Source organism: Microbispora sp. NBC_01389, from assembly GCF_045040095.1.
Taxonomy (GTDB): Bacteria; Actinomycetota; Actinomycetes; order Streptosporangiales; family Streptosporangiaceae; genus Microbispora.
This window is the reverse complement of sequence record NZ_CP109552.1, coordinates 5,134,544-5,155,730: the sequence shown is the minus strand read 5'-3', so window position 1 is coordinate 5,155,730 and position 21,187 is coordinate 5,134,544. Positions and strand designations below refer to the sequence as shown.

8 protein-coding genes are annotated in these 21,187 nt (G+C 74.0%); 4 read left to right on the top strand and 4 right to left on the bottom strand.

Translation table 11 applies throughout. From position 1 onward, the window contains the following. Positions 1 to 14: 14 nt before the first annotated feature. The gene (locus OG344_RS23175; protein WP_405084865.1) at positions 15 to 8,123 is read right to left on the bottom strand and encodes an SDR family NAD(P)-dependent oxidoreductase; all 8,109 of its coding nucleotides are present in this window, start codon (positions 8,121 to 8,123) and stop codon (positions 15 to 17) included. Between the two features lie 72 nt (positions 8,124 to 8,195). Then, on the bottom strand, positions 8,196 to 13,817 hold the full coding sequence (locus OG344_RS23170; protein ID WP_405084864.1) for a type I polyketide synthase: 5,622 nt from the start codon (positions 13,815 to 13,817) through the stop codon (positions 8,196 to 8,198). A gap of 586 nt (positions 13,818 to 14,403) precedes the next feature. Between OG344_RS23170 and OG344_RS23165 the strand changes: the two genes are divergently transcribed. The 4 genes from OG344_RS23165 to OG344_RS23150 all read left to right on the top strand — a co-directional run bounded on the left by OG344_RS23165 (position 14,404) and on the right by OG344_RS23150 (position 17,901). Then, a complete protein-coding gene (locus OG344_RS23165; protein WP_405084863.1) occupies positions 14,404 to 15,471 on the top strand; it encodes a 3-oxoacyl-ACP synthase III family protein in 1,068 nt (355 codons plus the stop codon). Positions 15,472 to 15,475: 4 nt separating this feature from the next. After that, positions 15,476 to 16,258, top strand: a complete 783-nt coding sequence (locus tag OG344_RS23160; protein ID WP_405084862.1) for an enoyl-CoA hydratase/isomerase family protein — start codon at positions 15,476 to 15,478, stop codon at positions 16,256 to 16,258. Further along, positions 16,255 to 17,319 (top strand): glucose-1-phosphate thymidylyltransferase, encoded by a 1,065-nt coding sequence (locus tag OG344_RS23155; protein WP_405084861.1) that lies wholly within the window; start codon positions 16,255 to 16,257, stop codon positions 17,317 to 17,319. The genes OG344_RS23160 and OG344_RS23155 overlap by 4 nt, the downstream gene beginning before the upstream one ends. An 81-nt stretch (positions 17,320 to 17,400) precedes the next feature. Continuing rightward, positions 17,401 to 17,901, top strand: coding sequence for an aldehyde dehydrogenase family protein (locus OG344_RS23150; protein WP_405084860.1), 501 nt, complete (start codon positions 17,401 to 17,403; stop codon positions 17,899 to 17,901). 111 nt (positions 17,902 to 18,012) lie between these two features. Here OG344_RS23150 and OG344_RS23145 read toward each other — a convergent pair whose 3' ends face one another. Next, complete coding sequence (locus OG344_RS23145; RefSeq protein WP_405084859.1) at positions 18,013 to 18,162, bottom strand: hypothetical protein; 150 nt, start codon at positions 18,160 to 18,162, stop codon at positions 18,013 to 18,015. A 76-nt stretch (positions 18,163 to 18,238) separates the two neighbouring features. After that, a complete protein-coding gene (locus OG344_RS23140; RefSeq protein WP_405084858.1) occupies positions 18,239 to 21,181 on the bottom strand; it encodes an immunoglobulin-like domain-containing protein in 2,943 nt (980 codons plus the stop codon). Positions 21,182 to 21,187 lie beyond the last annotated feature (6 nt).

The window sequence follows — 21,187 nt, the reverse complement described above, 5'->3', positions numbered from 1 at the left end:
CCCTTCCGACCTGTTCACGCGCTCATCCCGGGGGCCAGCTTGAGCAGTTCGTCCACGCTCATCGCGTCGATCGCGCTCTCGTCCGCCCGCGGCACCGTCTCCGGCGCCTCCTCCGTACGACCGGCCAGCTCACGCAGGACGTCCACCAGCCGGGCCTGCCGGAGCCGCTCCAGCGGGATGGACGCCAGCAGGCGGCGCAGCTCGGCCTCCTCACCGTCGCCGCCGGGCTCCGCCGGCTGATCCCCGGGCGCCAGCTCGGTGACGAGGTATCCGGCCAGAACCTCCGGGTTCGAGTGATCGAAGATGAGGGTGGACGGCAGCCGCAGGCCGGTGGCCGCGCTGAGCCGGTTGCGGAACTCCACCGCGCTGAGCGAGTCGAACCCGAGGTCGAGGAACCCGCGGCCGGGGTCGATCGTCGCGCCGGACGCACGCCCCAGCACGGTCGCGGCGTGGGCGCGCACGAGGGTGAGGAGCGTCCGGTGGCGTTCGCCGTCCGGAAGCCCGGCCAGCCGGTGGGTGAGCGAGGCGCCGTCCGTGCCGCCGGCCGTGCCCGCCTCGGGCCGGGCGGCCGTACGCACCAGGCCCCGCCAGAGCGGTGAGAGGGTGCCGCCCGCCGCCTGCTCGCGCAGGCCGGTCGTCGACACCCTGGCGGCGAGTGTCAGCGCGTGGTCCATGCCGGTGACGACGTCGAACAGCCCCGCCGCCTGCTCTCCGGACATGGGCAGCAGGCCGAGGCGGGCGAGCCGGCCGTGGTCGGCCCGGGCCGTCATCTCACTCTGCTCGGCCCACAGGCCCCACGCGATCGAGGTGGCCGGCAGCCCCCGGGAGCGCCGGTGCTGTGCCAGCGCGTCCAGAAAGGTGTTCGCCGCGGCGTAGTGGGCCTGCCCGGCGCTTCCGGTCAGCCCGGCGGCGGAGGAGAACAGCACGAACTCCGCCAGGTCCAGGTCAGCGGTGAGCTCGTGCAGGACCAGCGCGCCGTCCACCTTCGGCCGCAGGACCGCGTCGATCTGCCCGGGGGTCAGCGTGTCCAGGACCGCGTCGTCGAGCGCACCGGCCGCGTGCACCACGGCGGTGAGGGGGTGCTCCGCCGGGATCCTCGCCAGCACCGCGGCGACGGCCTCCCTGTCGGCGGCGTCGCACGCCTCGACGGCGACCACCGCGCCGAGCCCGGCGAGTTCGGCGGCCAGCTCCGCCGCTCCCGGGGCCGACATCCCGCGCCTGCTCACCAGCACGAGGCGGCGGACGCCGCCGGCGGCCACGAGGTGCCGTGCGATCACCCGGCCGGCCATCCCGGTGGCGCCGGTCATCAGCACCGTGCCGCGCGGGTCCCGGCGGCGCGGCATCCGCAGCACGATCTTCCCGACGTGCCGTGCCTGGCTCATGAACCGGAACGCCTCGGGCGCGCGCCGCACGTCCTGCGTCCGGACGGGGGGCGGCGTCAGCGTCCCGTTCTCGAACAGGTCCACCAGCTCGGTCAGCAGACGCCGGACCAGGTCGGGATCGGCCCGGCTCAGGTCGATCGCCTGGTACCGCACGCCCGGGTGAGCGGCTTCGGCCTCGGCGGCATCCCGGATGTCGGTCTTGCCCAGTTCGACGAACCGGCCGCCGGAGCCCAGCAGCCGGAGCGAGGCGTCCACGAGCTCACCCGTCAGGGAGTTCAGCACGACGTCCACCCCGGCGCCGCCGGTGGCGGCCCGGAACCGCTCCTCGAACTCCGGCGAGCGGGACGAGGCGAGCCGCGCCTCCGCGACGCCCATGGCGTTCAAGGCGGGCCATTTGTCCGGATGTGCCGTGGCGAGGACACGCGCGCCCAGCGCGCCGGCCACCTGCACCGCCGCCGTCCCCACGCCGCCCGCGGCGGCGTGCACCAGCACCGTCTCCCCCGCCGACAGTCTCGCCACGTCGCGCAGGCCGTGCAGGGCGGTCAGGAAGGCCGCCGGCACCGAGGCTCCGCGCTCGAACGTCCAGCCGGCCGGCATCTGTACGACGTGCCGGTGGTCGACGACGACGGAGGAGCCGAAGGCGTCGGGGAAGATCCCCATCACCCGGTCTCCCGGCGCCAGCCCGGTCACCGCCGGGCCGGTCTCGACGACGACGCCGGCCCCCTCGGTGCCGATGCCCTCCTGGCCCGGCACCATCCGCAGGGCGACGACCACGTCGCGGAAGTTGAGCCCGGCCGCGCGCACCTCGATCCGCACCTCGCCGGGTGCCAGGTCCCGCGCCGCCTCCGGCGACGGCACGAGCGACAGGTCGTCGAACGTGCCGCGCTCGCCGGCCACCGACAGGCGCCACGGCGTGCCGTCGCCGGGAGGCGTCAGCGTCTCGTCCGCGGCCGCCCGGGCCAGCCGGGGGACCAGGACGGTGTCCCCGCGTACGGCGAACTCCGGCTCGCCGGACGCCACCGCGGCGCGCAACGCCCGGCCGGTCGCGCCGGCGGCGTCGCCGAGCAGGAAGCGCCCGGGATGCTCCTCCCGCGCGCCGCGGACGAATCCCCAGACGGCGGCCGCGGCAGGCGCGGGGCCGCCGTCGCCGGTCTCCACCGCGTTCTCGGTGAGCACGACGAGCGCGCACCTGCCGAGGCGCGGCTCGTCGAGCCACGACCGCAGGGTGGAGAGCAGGTCCCGGAGCGACCGCCCGACCTCGGCGGCGTCGCCCGGGACCGCCGGCGTGACAGGCAGCAGCACGACGTCCGGGGCTGACGCGCCGGAGTCGAGCGCGCCGGCGAGCTCCCGGAAACCGGCGTGGCGAGCCGCGCCGAGAACCTCGTCCAGCTCGGGCCTGCCCGTGCCGAGGACGGCCCAGCCGGACGTGCCGGGCAGGTCCGGAGCAGGACCGGCGGCGGAGTCCAGGGGCGTCCAGCCCAGGGTGTAGAGCGAGTCGGCCAGGCCGGAGGCGAGCAGCCGCGACTTCGGCACCGGCCGGAGGACCATGGACTCCGCCGAGAGGACCGGGCTCCCCGTGCTGTCGGCGACCACGACCCGGACGGCGTCCCGCCCCGCGGGCGACAGCCGGGCCCGCACCTCGGTCGCGCCGGACGCCGCGAGCGAGACGCCCCGCCACGAGAACGGCAACCAGGTGTCGTCCCCGGGGAGGAAGCCGCCGAGGAACAACCCGTGCATCACCGTGTCGAGCAGTGCGGGGTGCAGCCCGAAGCCGTCCGCGCCACGGGCGGCGTCCTCCGGCAGCACCGCCTCGACGAAGACCTCGTCCCCCCGCCGCCAGGCCGCGCGCAGCCCGCGGAACGCCGGGCCGTACCCGTAGCCCCGCTCGGCCAGCAGGTCGTACAAGCCGTCGACGGCCACCGGCGCCGCGCCGCGCGGCGGCCAGGTCCGCAGCTCCTCGTAAGGCGCCGCCCCCACCGGGCCGAGCACCCCGGTGGCGTGCCGGGTCCACCCGCCGTCCTCGCCCGCGGAGTGCACCGACACGCCGCGGCGTCCGGAGCCGGCCGTGCCGACGCGGACCTGCAGGCGCACGTCGCCGTCGGCCGGGAGGACCAGCGGGGCCTCCAGCGTCAGCTCCTCCACCTGCCCGCAGCCGGCCTCGTCGCCCGCGCGCACCGCGAGCTCCACGAATCCGGTGCCCGGGAACAGCACCGAACCGGACACCACGTGGTCGGCCAGCCACGGCTGCGACCGGGCCGACAGCCGGCCCGACAACAGCACCCCGCCGTCGTCGGCGATCTCGGTGGCCGCGCCGGCCAGCGGGTGTTCCGTGGGGGTCAGGCCGAGGGCGCCGGCGCCGGCGGACCGCGCCCCGCCCGTCTCGGCCCAGTAGCGCTCCCGCTGGAACGCGTACGTGGGGAGCCCGAGCCGCCGCGCCGGGCGCGGCAGGCGGTCCTCGTCCCAGGTGACGGGCGCGCCGTTCACCCAGGCCCGCGCCAGCGCGGCCCGCAGGGAGGCGGGCCCGTCCTCGTCGCGGCGCAGTGTCGGGATCACCACGGGCCGCACCCCCGCGGTCTCCGCTGCCTCCGCGCACTCCTCGACGGCCATGGTCAGCACGGGATGCGGGCCGCACTCGACGAAGAAGTCCTGGCCCCGGCTCATCAGCCGGGCGCAGACGTCGGCGAACCGCACCCGCCCGCGCAGGTTCTCGTACCAGTAGGCGGCGTCCAGCCCGGAGGTGTCGAGCAGGTCTCCGGTCACCGTCGAGTAGAAGCCCACGGCGGACGCGCGGGGCTCCACGTCGGCGAGCTCGGCCAGCAGCGTCTCCCGCACCTGTTCCATCTGCGGGGAGTGGGAGGCGTAGTCGACCTTGATCCGGCGGACGCGGACCCCGTCGGCCGCGCACCGGTCCGCGAACTCCCCCAGCGCCCCGGCCTCACCGGCCACCACGGTCGACAGCGGGCTGTTGACCGCGGCCACCGACAGGGTCTCGCCCCACGGGGCCAGCAGCCGCTCCACCACGTCCACGGGCGCCGCCACCGAGGCCATCGCCCCCGAACCGGACAGGTCCCGCAGCGCGCGGCTGCGCAGCGCGACCACCTTCGCCGCGTCCCGAAGCGACAGCGCCCCGGCCACGCACGCCGCGGCGATCTCGCCCTGCGAGTGGCCCACGACCGCGGCGGGCACCACGCCGCGGGCGCGCCACACCTCGGCCAGCGACACCATCACCGCCCACAGGACGGGCTGAACCACGTCGACCCGGTCCAGGCCCGGCGCGTCCGGCGAACCCGACAGGACGTCCAGGACCGAGTAACCGGTCCACGGGGTCAGCGCCTCGTCGCACGCCCGTACGGCGGCGGCGAACTCCGGGGACGAGCGCAGCAGGCCCGCCCCCATCCCCGGCCACTGGCCGCCCTGGCCGGGGAACACGAACACCGCACCGGACCGCCGTGCGACGCCGGACACGACGCCGAAGTCGGGGGCATCTTCGGCGAGCGCGGTCAGTGCGCGCGTCAGTTCGCCGTGGTCGGCGGCCACCACGGCGGCCCGGTGGTCCATCGGGGAGCGCGCCGCGCGCAGCTCCAGGGCGACGTCCGCGACCGGCACGTCCGGCCGGGACTCCAGCCACGACCGCAGCCGCGCGGCCTGCCCGCGCAGGGCGGCCGGACCGCGGGCCGACAGGGTCACCGTCACCGGCCCGGGCGGCGGGCCGGCCGGGTCCGCGACGGCGGCGGGCCCGGGCCCGGAATCGAGGTTTCGATCGAGGTCGGGCGCCTGCTCCAGCACCACGTGCGCGTTGGTCCCGCTGACGCCGAAGGACGACACACCGGCCCGGCGCGGCCGGCCGGTGTCCGGCCAGGGGACCCTCTCGGTCAGCAGCGACACCGCGCCTTCCGACCAGTCCACGTGGGAGTTGGGCGCGGACACGTGCAGGGTCCTGGGCGCCACCCCGTGCCGCATGGCCTCGACCATCTTGATGACCGCGCCGACGCCGGCGGCGGCCTGGGTGTGGCCGAGGTTCGACTTCAGCGAGCCCAGCAGCAGCGGCCGGTCGCGGCCCTGCCCGTACGTCGCCATCAGCGCCTGGGCCTCGATCGGGTCCCCCAGCCGGGTGCCGGTGCCGTGCGCGTCGACCACATCCACCTCGGACGGGTGGAGCCCGGCGTCGGCGAGCGCGCCGCGGATCACCCGCTGCTGGGAGGGGCCGTTCGGCGCCGCGAGCCCGTTGGACGCGCCGTCCTGGTTGGCCGCCGATCCCCTGATCACGGCCAGCACCTCGTGGCCGTTGCGCCGGGCGTCCGACAGCCGCTCCAGCAGGAGCACGCCGACGCCCTCGGAGATGCCGAACCCGTCGGCGTCGTCGGAGAACGGCTTGCACCGGCCGTCCGGCGCGAGCGTGTTCAGCCGCGCGAACTCCTTGAAGATGTTGAGGCTCGCGTTGACGGCCACCCCGGCGGCCAGCGCCAGGCCGCACTCCCCGCGCCGCACGGCCTGTACGGCGAGGTGCAGCGCGACCAGCGACGACGAGCACGCCGTGTCCACGGTGACCGACGGCCCCTCCAAACCGTAGAGGTAGGAGATCCGGCCGGACAGGACGCTGGCGGTGTTCCCGGTGAGGACGTACCCCTCCAGGTCGGGGCGCCGCTCCAGGCGCGCGCTGTAGTCGACGGTCATCGCGCCGACGAACACGCCGGTCGCGCTGCCGCGCAGCGAGGCCGGCACGATGCCGGCCCGCTCGAACGCCTCCCAGGAGGTCTCCAGCAGCAGTCGCTGCTGCGGATCCATCGCCAGGGCCTCGCGCGGGCTGATCCCGAAGAAGTCGGCGTCGAACAGGTCGGCGTCGTGCAGGAAACCGGCCTCACGCTGGTAGTGCGTCCCGGCCCGGCGCGTCTGGTCGTCGTAGGAGCCCTCGAGGTCCCATCCCCGGTTGTCCGGGAACCGCCCCATGGCGTCGGCCCCTTCGCTGACGAGGGTCCACAGGTCCTCGGGCCCGCGGACCCCGCCGGGATAACGGCACCCGGCGCCGACGATCACGACGGGGTCGTCGGACGCGGCGGCCGCGGGCGCCACGGCGGCGGCAGGCTCCGCGCCCGCCAGCGTGACGCGCAGGAACTCGGCGAGCTCACCGGGAGTCGGGTAGTCGAACACCATGGTCGCGGGCAGCCGCGTGCCCGCCGCCTCCATGAGCCGGCCGCGGATCTCCAGGGCGGTCACCGAGTCGAACCCGAGGTCCCGGAACTGGCGGTCCGGCGGGATCGGGCCGGGCGTGCCGAGCAGCGCCGCGAGCTCCCGGCCCACCAGGTCGAGCAGCAGCGCGCGCTGTCCTGCCTCGGTCAGTTCCGCCAGGCGCGCACGCAGCGGCGGCCGGCCGTCCTCCTCCTCGGCGGCGGCGGCCGCGGTCTCCGGCAGGGCGACCTCGCGGGGCTCGTGCCCGGCGTACACGGCGTCCCACTCCAGCGGCACGCCGTCGACGTGCAACTCGCCCAGCGCGCGCATGACCCTGCCGAGGTCGGCCTGGTCACGGCGGAGCGACCCGCGGACCGACACGGCGGCCCCGGTGGCCTCGACGGTCTGGCGCACCGCCCCGGTCAGCACCGGGTGCACGCTCACCTCCAGCAGCACGCCGTATCCGTCGTCCAGCGCCGCCCGCGTGGCCTCCTCGAACCGGACGGGCTCGCGGATGTTCCGGCACCAGTAGCCGGCGTCCAGGGGCACGTCGTCGGGCAGCACGCCGCCCAGCAGCGACGAGTAGAAGCGGATGCGGGCCCGCCGCGGCCGGATCGGGAGCAGCCTGTCGTGGAGGTCCGGGGTGATCGCGTCGATGTGCGGCGAGTGCACGGCCAGGTTCGTGCCGGTGGCCCTGACGCGGAAGCCGTCCGCGGTGAGCTCCTCGACCAGCCGCCGCGCCGCGTCCAGGTCACCGGAGACCAGCACCGACTGCGGGCCGTTCAGGACGCCGATCTCCAGCCGGCCGCCGTACGCGCCGACCCGGGCGGAGATCTCGTCCGCCGACGCCAGCACCGAGACCATCTCCCCGTGGCCGGTCATGGGGAGCATCGCCTGGCTCCAGAGGGCGACCACCCGTGCCCCGTCCTCCAGGGTCAGCGCCCCGGCGACCACCGCGGCGGCGATCTCGCCCAGGCTGTGGCCGAGCACGGCCGACGGCTCGACGCCGTACGACCGCCACAGGTCGGCGAGCGCGACCATCGTCGCGAACAACGCGGGCTGGATCACGTCCGTGCGGTCCAGGCGGGGCGCGCCGGGCGCCCCGCGCAGCACGTCGAGAAGCGCCCAGTCGACGTACGGCTCCAGCGCGCGGGCGCACTCCTCCATGCGGGCCAGGAAGACCGGCGAGGACGCGAGCAGGTCGACCGCCATGCCCTGCCACTGCGAGCCGTTGCCGGGGAACACGAACACTACCCCGCCGGGGTGGGCGCGCCCTTCGGCCAGCCCCGGGGCGCCGCCTCCTTCGGCGAGCGCCCGCAGCGCCTCCAGGAAGGCCGCGGGGTCCTCGCCGGCGATCGCCGCCCGGTGGGCGCCTCCGGCGCCGGCGCGGGCCAGCGACCACCCGACGTCGGCCGGGCGCCATTCCTGGTCACCGTGTCGGTCACCGTGCTGGTGGCCGCCGCCCAGGTGTCCGAGGAGGAGCCGGGCCTGGGCGCGCAGAGCGCCCGCGTAGGGGGCGGACAGCCCCCACAGCGTCGGGTGCCCCCACGATGTCGGGTGAGAGTCGGACGGCATGGTGTCTCATCGCTCCTTCAGGCACGGCATGGGCACGGCGGCGGGACGTCACGGTCGGGAGGAGTGCGGGGTCTACGAGCCGGCTCGTTCGTAGGCGCGGGCCACCAGGTCGGCCACGGCCATTTCCTTGATCGCGAGTTCGCCGTCGGCCTGCGGCGGGTCCTGCCCGAGCGGGTCGTCGGCCAGCCCCAGCAGCGCGTCCAGCAGGCCGGACGCCCGCAGCCGGGCCACCGGGAGCGTCGCGAGAACCCGCCTGATCGCGTCGTCCTCGGCGGTCCGCCCGGCGTCCGGCGCGGCTTCGGGCAGCAACGCCGCCACCAGGTAGCCCGCCACCGCCTGGACGCTCGGGTAGTCGAAGACCAGCGTGGAGGGCAGCCGCAGGCCGGTCACCGCGCCCAGCCGGTTGCGGAGCTCCACCGCCATCAGCGAGTCCATGCCCATGTCGAGGAACCCCCGGCCGGTCTCGACGGAGGCCGCCGCGGCGTGTCCGAGCACGGCGGCGACGTGCTCGCGCACGAGACCGAGCACCTCGCGCATCCGGTCCTGTTCCGGCAGTTCCGCCAGCCGCGCGCGCAGCGCCTCGGCCTGGGCGCCCGGCGTCCCCGCCCGTGTCTTCGGCCGCCGGATCAGGCCGCGCAGCAGTGGCGGCACCTGGTCGAAGCGGACCGCCTCCTTCCGCAGCCTGCCGAGGTCGAGCCGGGCCGCGACGACCGCGGCGGCACCGGCCGCGCTCGCGCGGTCGAACAGCGCGAGCCCGTCGTCCGCCGGCAGGGGTTCGACCCCGGCACGGGCCATCCGGGCGCGGTCGGCCTCGGCGATCCGGCCGGCCATGCCGCCGTTCTCCCAGGCGCCCCAGACGATCGAGAGGCCGGCGAGGCCGGCGGCCCGGCGTCGCTCCGCGAGTGCGTCCAGGAACCCGTTGGCCGCCGCGTAGTTGGCCTGCCCGGGCGTGCCGAACGTCCCGGCCAGCGAGGAGAACAGCACGAACGAGCGCAGGTCCGCGTCCCCGGTCAGCTCGTGCAGGTGCCACGCCGCGTCGGCCTTGGCCCGCAGCACGCCCTCCAGCCGCGCGCGGGTCAGCGTCTCGACGGTCCCGTCGTCGAGCGTCCCGGCGGCGTGGACGACGGCCGTCAGCGGACGCTCCGGGGGGATCTCCCGGAGCAGACGCGCCACGCTGTCGCGGTCGGACACGTCGCAGGCGACGACGTCCACGTCCGCGCCGAGTTCCGTGAGCTCCGCCTCGACACCCGGCTCCAGCCGGCCGCGGCGCCCGGCCAGCAGCAGGTGACGGACGCCGTGCGCGGTCACCAGGTGCCGGGCCACGGCCGTGCCCAGCGCGCCGGTGCCGCCGGTGATCAGGACGGTACCCTCCGGGTCGGCGAGGGAGGGCGGCGGCTCCGGCGCCCCGGCGCGGGTCAGCCGCGGCGCCAGCGGCTCGCCGTCGCGGATCGCGACCTGCGGCTCGTCCAGGACGGCGACGGCGGGCAGCGAACGGACGGACGCCTCCTCGTCGTCGAGGTCCACGAGCAGGAACCGGTTCGGGTGCTCGGTCTGCGCCGACCGCAGCATGCTCCAGACCGCCGCGCCGGCCAGGTCCGGGACCCGTCCCCCGGCCGCGGTCGCACCCCGTGTGACGATCATCAGCCTCGACGACGCGAGCCGATCGTCGGCCAGCCACGACTGCACGAGCGCCAGCGTCCCGGCGGTGGTGCCGAGCACGCCGGACGGGACGTCCCCGGCGGCCGGTGCTTCCCGGGCCGCTTGCCGGACGACCGGTGCTTCCCGGGCAGGTGGTGTGCACAGCGCGACGACCAGCGCGGGGGCCGGTTCACCCGCGGCGACGGCCTCCCGCAGGGAGGCGATGTCCGGGTGCCAGCGGCTGTCGCCCCACGACGACCGCAAGGCGTTCGTCACGCGTACGTCGTCGGCTCCGACGGACGCCCAGCCACCGCGCGGCACGCCGGACGGATCCTGCGGCGCCGGCCCGGCCGGCGTCCAGTCCACGGTGAACAGCGAGTCGTCCCGGGTCCGGCCCGCGCTCACCTGCTCGGCCGACGCCGGCCGCAGCACCAGCGTGCCGACCGTGGCCACGGGACGGCCGGAAGTGTCGTACGCCGCGAGCGCGACCGCGTCCGGCCCGGCCGGGGTGAGCCGGACCCGCAGCGCCACTCCCCCGGCGGCGTGCAGGGTCACGTCGTGCCAGGAGAACGGCAGCCGGGCCGACGACTCCTCACCGGCGGCGCCCAGGCCGTCCACGACCGCCGCCTGCAGGGCGGCGTCCAGCAGCGCCGGGTGCAGCGTGAACCTCCCGGCTCCCGCCTGCTGGTCGTCGGGCAGCGCGACCTCGGCGAACACCTCTTCACCACGCCGCCAGACCGACCGGAGCCCGCGGAAGGCGGGGCCGTAGGTGTAACCGCTCGACGCCAGGCGGTCGTAGGCGCCGTCCAGCGCCACCGCGACCGCGCCGGCCGGAGGCCACTCACGCGCCGCCGCGGCCTCCGAAGCCTCCCGGGTCTCCGCGGTCTGCGGGGTCTCCGCCCCGGGGGCGAGGAAACCGGAGGCGTGGCAGACCCAGGGCGCGTCCGCGTCGTCGTCCTCCGGCCGGGAGTACAGGCTGATCGCGCGCTCCCCCTGGTCGTCCGGCGGCTGCACGACCAGCCGCAGGTGCACCGCCGTACGCTCCGGCATCGCCAGCGGCGCCCGCAGGACCAGTTCCCGGACCCGCGCGCAGCCCACGAGCTCCCCGGCCCGGGCGGCCAGTTCGACGAGGGCCGCGCCCGGCAGCAGCGCGACGTCCCATATCGCGTGGTCGCCGATCCACCGGTGGGTGTCCAGGGAGATCCGTCCGGTGAGGACCAGGTCGCCGGTGCCGGGAACGTCCGCCGCCGCGCTCAGCAGCGGGTGGTCGACGGCCCCGAGCCCGAACCCGCTCGGGTCCCTCGGCGCCGCCGTGTCGTCGAGCCAGTAGCGCCGCCGCTGGAAGGCGGACGTCGGCAGGTCGACCCGGCGCGTCACGCCGGGGATCGCCGGGGACCAGTCCACGGCGACACCGTGGGTGTGCGCCACGGCCAGGGCGTTCAGGAACGACTCGGCCTCCGGCCGCCCCCGCCGCAGCACCGCGTGGAACATCGGCGCCACGTCAGGGTCGGGGCCCGGGTTGCGGTCCGGGTTGGGGTCCGGGTTGGGGTCCGGGTCCGGGTGGGCGTCGGCCACCTCACGCGCGGCGGTCGTCAGCCCGCCGTCCGGCCCGATCTCCAGGAAGCGGGTCACGCCCTGGGTGCGCAGCCACCGGACGCCGTCGCCGAACCGGACCGTGCGCCGCACCTGCGACAGCCAATAGCCGGCCGAGGTCGCCTGGTCGTCGCCGAGCGGCGTCCCGGTCACGGTCGACACCACCGGCAGCCGGGGCGGAGCGAACGCGACCGACGCGAGCACGTCGGCGAACCCCGCGAGCATCGGCTCCATCAGCGCCGAATGGAACGCGTGCGACACGCGGAGCGGTCTGGCGCGGACACCCTGGGCGCGGCAGTCGGCGGCGACCTTCGCGACCGCCGCCTCCTCGCCGGAGACCACGACCGCGGCGGGTCCGTTCACCGCCGCCAGGCTCACGTCGGCGCCGAGAAGCGCGAGCCGCTCCAGGACCCACGCCTCGGGGGCCGCGACCGCGAGCATCGCCCCGCCGCCCGGCAGTTCCCGCATCAGCCTGCCGCGGTACGCGACGACGCGGGCGGCGTCGGCCGGCGAGAGCACGCCCGCGACGTGGGCGGCGGCCAGTTCGCCGACCGAGTGCCCGATCAGGAAGCCGGGCCGGACGCCGAAGCTCTCCAGCAGCCGGTACAGCGCGATCTCCAGGGCGAACGTCGCGGCCTGGGTGTAGTCGGTCCGGTCGAGCAGCCGCGCCTCCGCGGTGTCCGGGCGGGCGAAGACCACGGACCTCACCGGGCGGTCGAGGTGCTCGTCCAGCGCGGCGCAGACCGCGTCGAAGGCGTCGGCGAAGACGGGAAAGGCGCCGTGCAGCTCGCGGCCCATGCGCGCCCGCTGGAAGCCCTGCCCGGAGAACATCACGGCGAGCCGGCCCGGCGACGCCTGGGCGTGGACCACGTCGGCCGCCTGCTCGCCCCTGGCCAGCGCGGCCAGTCCGCGTACGAGGCTCTCGCGGTCGGCGGCCAGGACGGCGGCCCGGTGTGCCATCAGGGGACGCCGCGTCAGGGCGACGCCGATGTCGGCCGGCTCGACCTGGGGATCGGCGACCGCGTACGCGCGCAGCTTGTCGGCGTAGCCCCGCAGCGCCTCCTCGGTCCGCGCGGAGAGCATCCATGGCAGCACCCGCGGGCCCGCGGCCGGCGGCGCGTCGTCGTCCGGCGGCTGTTCGAGGATGACGTGCCCGTTGGTGCCGCTGAGCCCGAACGACGACACCGCGGCCCGGCGCGGCCTGCCCGTCTCCGGCCACGGGGTCGGCTCCAGCACCAGCGTCGCCGCCCCGCCGGACCAGTCCACCTGCCGGGACGGCTCGTCCACGTGCAGCGTGGGCGGCACCATGCCGGCCCGCATCGCCAGCACCATCTTGATCACTCCCGCCACGCCGGCGGCTGCCTGGGTGTGGCCGATGTTCGACTTGATCGAGCCCAGCAGCAGCGGCCGGTCCGCGGGCCGGCTCCGGCCGTAGGTCGCCAGGATCGCCTGCACCTCGATCGGATCGCCCAGCCTCGTGCCCGTTCCGTGCCCTTCGACCACGTCCACGTCCGCCGCCGACAGCCCGGCGGCGTTCATCGCCTGGCGGATGACCCTCTGCTGGGCGGGCCCGTTGGGCGCGGTGAGGCCGTTCGACCGGCCGTCCTGGTTGACGGCGGACCCGCGGACGAGGGCCAGCACCGGGTGGCCGTGCTTCCTGGCGTCCGACAGCCGCTCCAGCAGCAGGACGCCGGCGCCCTCGGCCAGCCCGGTGCCGTCCGCGGAGTCGGCGAACGACTTGCACCGCCCGTCCGGGGACAGTCCCCGCTGCCTGCTGAACTCCAGGAACGTGTCCGGCGCCACGATCACCGTCGCACCGCCCGCCAGGGCGAGCGAGCACTCGCCGTTCCGCAGCGACTGGCAGGCGAGGTGCAGTGCCACCAGGGACGACGAGCACGCGGTGTCCACGGTGACCGCCGGTCCTTCGAGGCCGAAGGCGTAGGCGACGCGTCCGGAGGCGAGGCTGCCCATCTGACCGGACCACTCGTTCGGCATCACCCCGCTGAACACGCCGGTCCTGCTGCCCCGCAACGATCCGGGGTCCAGGCCGGCCCGTTCGAACGCCTCGGCGGAGCATTCGAGGAGCAGCCGATGCTGCGGATCGATCGACGGCGCCTCGCGCGGGCTGATGCCGAAGTGGCCGGCGTCGAACATCGCGGCGTCGTGCAGGAAACCGCCGTGGCGCGAGTAGGTCCTGCCGGGGCTGCCGGGCTCCGGGTCGTACAGTCCCGCGACGTCCCAGCCGCGGTCGCGCGGGAACTCCGACACCGCGTCGCGTCCCCCGGACACCACGTCCCACAGGTCCTGCGGCGAGCTCACCCCGCCCGGGTAGCGGCAGGCCATGCCCACGACGGCGATTGGCTCGCGCTCGCGTTCCTCCGCCGCGCGCAGCCGCTCCCGCAGATCCTGCATCTCGGCCGTGGCGCGCCGGAGATAATCCAGGTATTTCTGTTCGTCGGTCATCGCGTCGCCCCCACACCCTCGTGCTCCACGGCCGCCGCCCGACAACCGCCCCGTTTCGAAACCGAATGATTCGCAGTCCGGCCCCGCCCGGACAATGCGGTTCAGGCGGCAGAATCGCGAAACCTGGCCGACACATTTTCATCGGCGGTCACGGACCTTCGGGCGAACACCCGAGAAAGGCGAGGCCCGCCAAGCGTCTGACCAGTCAGTTCAGCGGAACCGCCGCCGATCCGGCCCCCCGTTCGACCGGCCGGCGCCACACCCGGAAAAGGAGCCGCCGCCCATGCTCATCGGCCCGGGGCGGAGCGGTCCACGCGGTTTCGGCGGCAGAAAAAAACTGCCGGTCACCCCGGAAAATCGCGACACAAAAAAGCATGGTTCGCCCAACAATTCGGTGCTAGCTTTCCCAGCAGCACGCGAACCATGGGCGCGGGGAAACAGGCGTCGAGCCGAGCCGACGCCCGCCCACGGGGGCGCCCGCTCCAGGGACCGGAGCGGGTGACGGGGGGCTCGCCATGCCGAGCGCGATACGGGGCTGACGGTGTCGTCCCCCTCGGGCGCCGGGATGACAGATCGGAGACAACACGTGCAGAGAACGTTCCGTCTGGATCAGGGGTCGGCGATCGCCGGCACCGCGACACCGCTCACCCGCCCTGTCGGCATCAGCGCGACCGGGCTCTACGTGCCCGAGCGCGTCGTGACCAACGACGACCTGGCCGAGACACTGGACACCTCCGACGAGTGGATCACCTCCCGCATCGGGATCAGGCAGCGGCGCTTCGTCGCCGACGGCATGGCCACGTCCGACATGGGCATCGCCGCCGCGCGGCAGGCGCTCGACCGGTCCGGCGTGGACGCCGGCGACCTGGACGTGGTCATCGTCGCCACGTTCACCCCCGACCAGCCGCTCCCCTCCACCGCGCTGATCGTCGCCGAGGCGCTCGGCGCGCGGCGCGCGCTTCCGCTCGACCTCTCGCAGTCGGCCTGCGCGGGCGGCATCCAGGCGATCCTCGTGGCCGCCCACCTGCTGCAGAACGACGCCTTCCGCAACATCCTGGTCATCGGAGCCGACGCCGGCTCCCGGCTGACCGACCCGCTGGACCGCGGGACACGGGTCTTCTTCGGCGACGCCGCCGGAGCCGCGCTGCTGTGCCCGACGGCGAGCGGCTTCGGGCTGCTGTCCTGGCACACCGGCGCGGAACTCTCCTACGAGGTGCAGATCCCCGCGGGTGGTTCCCGCAGGCCGACCAGCCCCGAAACGGTGGACGAGCGCGGCCAGTTCCTGAAGATGAACGGAAGGGTCGTCTGGGACATGGCCACCGGTCAGCTGCCGGGCAGCATCAGGCAGGCCGCCCTGCGCGCCGGAGTCGACCTGGGAGACGTACGGCACTTCCTCCTGCACCAGGCCAACCAGAACATCATCAACGAGACGGTGTCGAGCCTGGGCATCTCCGCGGATCGCGTGCCCACGACGGTGGGGCGGCTCGGCAACACCGGAGCGGCGAGCATGTTCACCGTGTTGCACGAGGCGATGGAGAACTCCGTCCGCCACGGAGACATCATGATCATGGCCGGGATCGGGGCCGGCTTCCTCTGGGGATCCGTCTGTCTCCGCCACTTCGGGCCGGATCCGTCCGACCACGCCTGGGGCTGAGACCATGCTGCGTACCGAGATCGCCGATCGCGTCGCCGTCCTGACCCTGGACCGCCCCGAGCGGCTCAACGCCCTGAGCTGGGAGCTGATGAACCGGCTCAGGAAGGAGCTCGAGTCGCTCGGCTCCCGCGCCGACGTCGGCGCCATCGTCCTCACCGGCGCGGGCCGCGCGTTCTCCGCCGGGGCGGACCTGCGCGACTTCGCGGCGAGCGAGGACATGCCCGCGGAGGTCGCGCACCACCTGGCCGCTACGATGGCGCCGCTGGCCGAGGTGGTGCAGGCCCTGCCGCTGCCGTTGGTCGCCGCGGTCAACGGTCCGTGCGCCGGCGGCGCCGTGGGCCTGGCGCTGCTCGCCGACGTGGTCATCGCCGCCCGGTCCGCGTACTTCCTCCTGCCGCAGGTGGTGCCTCTCGGCGGCGTGCCCGACCTCGGCGCGACCTGGGTCCTCGGCCGGGTCGTCGGGCGCGCCCGTGCTCTGGGCATGTCCCTGACGGGCGAACGCGTTCCGGCCGAGCGGGCCGAGCGGTGGGGCATGATCTGGCGCTGCGTCGACGACGACGAGTTGCCGGACCAGGCTCTCGCGACGGCCCGGGGGCTGGCCGCCGCGCCCGCCGCCGTCGTCGCGACCCGTGCGCTCCTCGACTCGGGTTTCGCGGCGACACTGCGCGACCAGCTGGACTTCGAGGCCCGGCACCAGTCGGCGCGGTTCGCCGACCCCGCCGTGGCGGCGGTGGTCGAGCGCTTCTCCGCAGGGGAGAAACCGCCCTCGCCGAAGACACGCCGATGAAGGCGATCGTGCTGGCCGGCGGCTCCGGGACGCGGTTGCGTCCCATCACCCACACCCATGCCAAGCAACTGGTGCCCGTGGCCAACCGGCCGGTGCTCTTCTACGGCCTGGAGGCGATCGCGGAGGCGGGCATCCGCGACGTCGGCGTCGTGGTGGGCGACACCCACGCGGAGATCGAGGCGGCCGTCGGGGACGGCTCCGCGTTCGGGATCGAGGTGACCTACCTGCGGCAGGAGGCGCCGCTCGGGCTCGCGCACGCGGTGCTGGTCGCCCGGGACTTCCTCGGCGACGACGCGTTCGTCATGTACCTGGGCGACAACTTCGTGCTCGGCGGCATCACCGGCATCGTGCGGGGCTTCGCCGAACGGCGGCCCGACGCGCAGATCATGCTCACGCGAGTGCCCGATCCCCGGCAGTTCGGCGTGGCCGAACTGGACGCCGGAGGCCGGGTGGTCGGCCTGGAGGAGAAACCCGCCCGCCCCAAGAGCGACCTGGCGCTCGTCGGGGTCTATCTGTTCACCCCGGTGGTGCACGAGGTGATCGCGGAGCTGAAGCCCTCCGCGCGCGGCGAACTGGAGATCACCGAGACCCTCCAGCTGCTGCTGGACTCCGGCCGGCGCGTGGACTCCACGGTGATCTCCGGCTACTGGAAGGACACCGGCAACGTCGCCGACATGCTGGAGGTCAACCGGCTGGTGCTGGAGTCCCTGGAGTCGCGGCAGGACGGCGTCGTCACGGACAGCGAGATCATCGGGCGTGTGGTGATCGAGGCGGGGGCCGACGTCAGCCGCTCACGGATCGTCGGCCCGGCCGTCATCGGCGCCGGTTCGATGATCCGGGACTCCTACGTGGGGCCCTTCACGTCGATCGGCGACCGGTGCCAGATCGTCGCCAGCGAGATCGAGTACTCGATCGTGCTGCGGGACGCCGCCATCTCGGGGGTCGGGCGGATCGAGGCCTCGCTGATCGGCCGGGACGTGGAGGTCACCCCGGCCGCGCAGACGCCCCGGGCGCACCGGCTGGTCCTGGGAGACCACAGCCGGGTGCAGATCAGTTCGTGAGGGGTCCCCGGCCCGGGGGAAGCCGTCTTCGGAGGCACCGGCCGTGGGTAGGGACTCCCTCGACATCGAGGGAGACCGGCTATGGACGCGGTACGGAACGTGATCGCCGGAGAGAGCCGCGAGCCGGCGTCGGGCGACTGGATGGACCTGGTCGACCCGTCCACCGAGAAGGTGTACGCCCGGGCGGCCCGCTCGGGCGGCGAGGACGTGGACCAGGCGGTCGCCGCCGCCGCGGAGGCCGCCCGCGCCTGGAGGCGCACCACCCCGGCCGAGCGTCAGCGGCTGCTCCTGGAGCTGTCCGACCTGATGACGGAGGTCAGGGAGGCGCTTGCCGAGGCCGAGGTGCGGGCGACCGGCAAGCCGCGCGGCACCGCGCTGAGCGTCGACGTGGACGGGGCCGTCGACGCCGTCCGCTATTTCGCCGGAGCCGCGCGGCTGCTGGAGGGCCTCGGCGCCGCCGAGTACGCCGAGGGGCACACCTCGTTCGTGCGCCGTGAGCCGATCGGCGTGGTCGCCCAGGTGACGCCGTGGCAGTACCCACTGATGATGGGCCGCGCATCTGCCGCTACTCGCGACGCCTGACGCGATCGTGCCTGTAGCCCTTGATCGCGATTCGTGACACGGCCGCCCCGGACCATGCAGCGGCATGATGGACCGCTGGTCTGGGCGCCCATCGCGCCTGCTCGCCTGGAGTCATTGGTTGCCGATGAGTTCCAGCAACGCGGCATGATCGGGAGCTCTGCGGATGCCTGCGACGCCGCTCTGCTGCGACGCGCTATGGGGGATCGTCGCGACCCGGTGATCGGTGTGGATTGTTCCGGTCACCGGGTCTTCATGCGACATCGATCTATGGGGACGGGGCCGACCGGTACGCGACCGGCCCCGGTTCAGTAGCGGGAATGCGCCGTGGCCGGTCGGGTTAGGCGCAGTTGATGGCGGTGTAGGAGGGGTCGTAGGTCGAGGTGACCTGCCGGCCATCGATCGTCGCGGTCGCCGTCACGGTCGCCGTGCCCGTGGCGATCTGCCCGGCCCTGGTGTTGAAGGACTGGTAGGCCTGCTTGCCTTGGGCGACGTCGGCCACGGCCTTCGAACCGTAGGGGGTGGTCAGCGTCACGTTCGCCGGCACGGCGGCGTCGTTGACCGCGGTCACGGCCACGTACGCCGTGGTGCCCACGCAGCGGGCGGTGGCGGTCACGGTCAGCGCGAGCTCCGGAGCGACCGGCACCGTGAACGACGCCGTACCTTCCGACGCCTTCAGGTGGTCGAAGCCGAGGTACTCGGCCTTGACCGTCCGGGTGCCCGCGGGCAGACCCGTCGGCAGCGTGACCGTGGCCGCGCCGTCCTTCAGGTGGGCGAGCTCCGACCACGAGCCGATGCTGAACCGCACCTGACCGCCGGTCTCGAACCCGTCGGCCGCCTCGACCGTGGCGGTGGCCGTGGTCGTCTGGGCGCCGCTCGCGTACGGCGCGACAGCCACCTTGGTGGTGGTCGTGACGTCGCTGTTCGGGATCCCGCGGATGTCGTTCCACTCGCGGAGGGTAAGCGGGATCACGGTGCCGTGACGCGGACGGACGACGCCCGCGTTGGTCATCGTGAGCGCCTTGGCGTTCCAGGTCGGAGCCTCGATGTTCTCGTGGCACGCGGCCTGGTATCCACCACCGTTCGTGTACCGGTCACCCCAGAGGTAGAACTGGCCGGGGCAGGAGGTGTCACCGGGGTTGGCCTTGAAGATGACCGGCCCCTCGTACCCCTGGTTGGCGTCCCACGTCGTGCGCCCCAGAGCCGGAGCGAGCAACGTCCAGTTGTTGATGTTGCTGTCCAGGAAGTCGGTGTGCTTCTCCGAGAAGATGTCCGAGCCCTGGTTGCCGGCCTCGTTCTTGGTCACGCGGTAGTAGTGGTCACCGACCCGGATCGCGGTCGTGTCGATCCGCGACAGCGGGGCCGGGTTCTGCCAGACCTTGGGAGCGGAGAACGTCTGGAAGTCGCGCGTCGTGGTGTACCACATCTGCGCGTTCCCCTGACCGGTGCGGTTCACGGGGTCGTTCCACATCGACTGCGCCCAGAACACGGCGTAGGCGCCGATCTCCTCGACCCACAGCGACTCGGGTGCGAAGGCGTTACCCGCGTTGTCGGGCGCGACCTTCACGTGCCGCTGAGGAGTCCAGTTCACCAGGTCGTGCGACTCGAACACCTCGATGTACTGGGTGTCGTTGATGGCATATCCGCCCTGGTCGTACCAGTTCAGGTCGGTGGCGATCATGTAGAACGTGTCGCCGTCGGGTGAGCGGACGATGTGCGGGTCACGAAGGCCCTGGTCACCCAGCTGGGAGACGAGCGACGGCCAGCCTCCGGTCAGACCGGTCCAGTCCAGAGCGGTGTTTCCGTTGGACGTCGCGAACATGATCTGCTCGCCGTCGGCGAGGTTCTCGCCCTTGAAGTACCCCATGAAGTACCGCTCGTGCTTCTCGGAACGGGGCTTGGCGGTGATGGTCACCGGGAACGACTTCGTCTTCGAGGCCGAACCCTTGGTGATGGTCGCCGTCAGGGCGGCGGTGACATCCGCACGGCCGAAGGCCGGGCGGGTCACCTCACCGGTCGGGGTGACGAGGCCGGTGGTCGACTTCCAGGTGATCGTGGATCCGAACTCGCCAGCGGCGGGAAGGTTGATGTTTCCGCGCACGTCGCCGGTGGCGTACAGGGTCAGGTCGAAAGCGTCACGGTCGACCGCCTGCGCGTCGCCGAACTTGGCCTTCACCACTATGGGGATCTCCCGGGTGGTGACCTCTTGGGCGCCCTTGCGGACGGTCGCCGTGAGCGTGGCCGTCGCGTCGGGCTGCCCCTGCGCGGGCCGGGTGATCCTGCCGGTCACCGCGACCTTGCGTGCGCTGGGGAGGGCCGGCGGGGTGGCGACCTCGACGACCGACGGGTCCGAACTCGTCCACGTGATGGCCGAGCCCGCCACGGATCCCACCTTGGGCAGAACGATGTCGCGTACGATCGCACTGGTCAGGCCGAGGTCGATGGCGGCGGCGTCGGCGTGAACGCCATTGGCGACGGTCTTTTTCGCCAGGGCGAGTGTCTCGTCGAGGCTCACCGCCCGGTCGTAGACCCGGAAGTCGCGGATCGTTCCGCGGAACGAGTAGTTGCCCGCCGTCTGGGAGCGAGCGAGGAAGTTGCAGTTGGTCCCCGCGGCGTTCACCGACGGCGGCGTGGTCAGGTTCGTCGACGTCGCGTGCTGCACGCCGTCGAGGTAAAGCGTGCCGGTCCAGCTCGTACCGTTCGCGTTCCGTGACTGCGTGTAGGTGACGTGCGTCCACGCTCCCTCGGTCATGCGGACCCGGTTCTGCTGGAGGTTCGCCGAACCGACCGCGACGCGGAACCGCTGGGTGTTCGAGGCGAAGATGGAGCCCTGGGCGCCGGTGTCAACGTCGCACGAGCCGGATTTCGCGCCGAAGCCCCACATCTGGTGCTCGCCGACGTTCGCCGGGTCGATCCACACGTCATAGTCGATGGTGAGGTTCGACATGCCGGCGGTGATGTTCTTCGGCAGCGCCACGTACGCACCATCGAGGGCGCTCGCGTAGGAGCCGGGGTTGAACCTGACTCCGTCGCCAGTCAAGGTCGCCTTCTCCGGATGCACGAGCGTGGCGTTCGCCGCCGAGCCCGCGCTACCCGAGTTGACCAGCGTCGTCCCACTGGTCTCGTCGAGGGCGAAGTGGTGCACCAGACCCTCGTTGAGCTTCTCCTCGGCAGCGTGCGAGGGCGTCGTCGCGAACGAGACCGAGAGAAGCGCACCCAGTGCCAGGCCCGCGACACCTCTGCCCTTGCGACTCAGCCTGTGACGTGACCTGTACTGTCGCACTCTCAA

Bases quoted from the DNA above. Each gene is read 5' to 3' on its own strand.
- OG344_RS23160 (WP_405084862.1), top strand. From the start codon at position 15,476: ATGCTGCGTACCGAGATCGCCGATCGCGTCGCCGTCCTGACCCTGGAC.
- OG344_RS23170 (WP_405084864.1), bottom strand. From the start codon at position 13,817: ATGACCGACGAACAGAAATACCTGGATTATCTCCGGCGCGCCACGGCC.
- OG344_RS23150 (WP_405084860.1), top strand. From the start codon at position 17,401: ATGGACGCGGTACGGAACGTGATCGCCGGAGAGAGCCGCGAGCCGGCG.
- OG344_RS23155 (WP_405084861.1), top strand. From the start codon at position 16,255: ATGAAGGCGATCGTGCTGGCCGGCGGCTCCGGGACGCGGTTGCGTCCC.
- OG344_RS23175 (WP_405084865.1), bottom strand. From the start codon at position 8,123: ATGCCGTCCGACTCTCACCCGACATCGTGGGGGCACCCGACGCTGTGG.
- OG344_RS23145 (WP_405084859.1), bottom strand. From the start codon at position 18,162: ATGTCGCATGAAGACCCGGTGACCGGAACAATCCACACCGATCACCGG.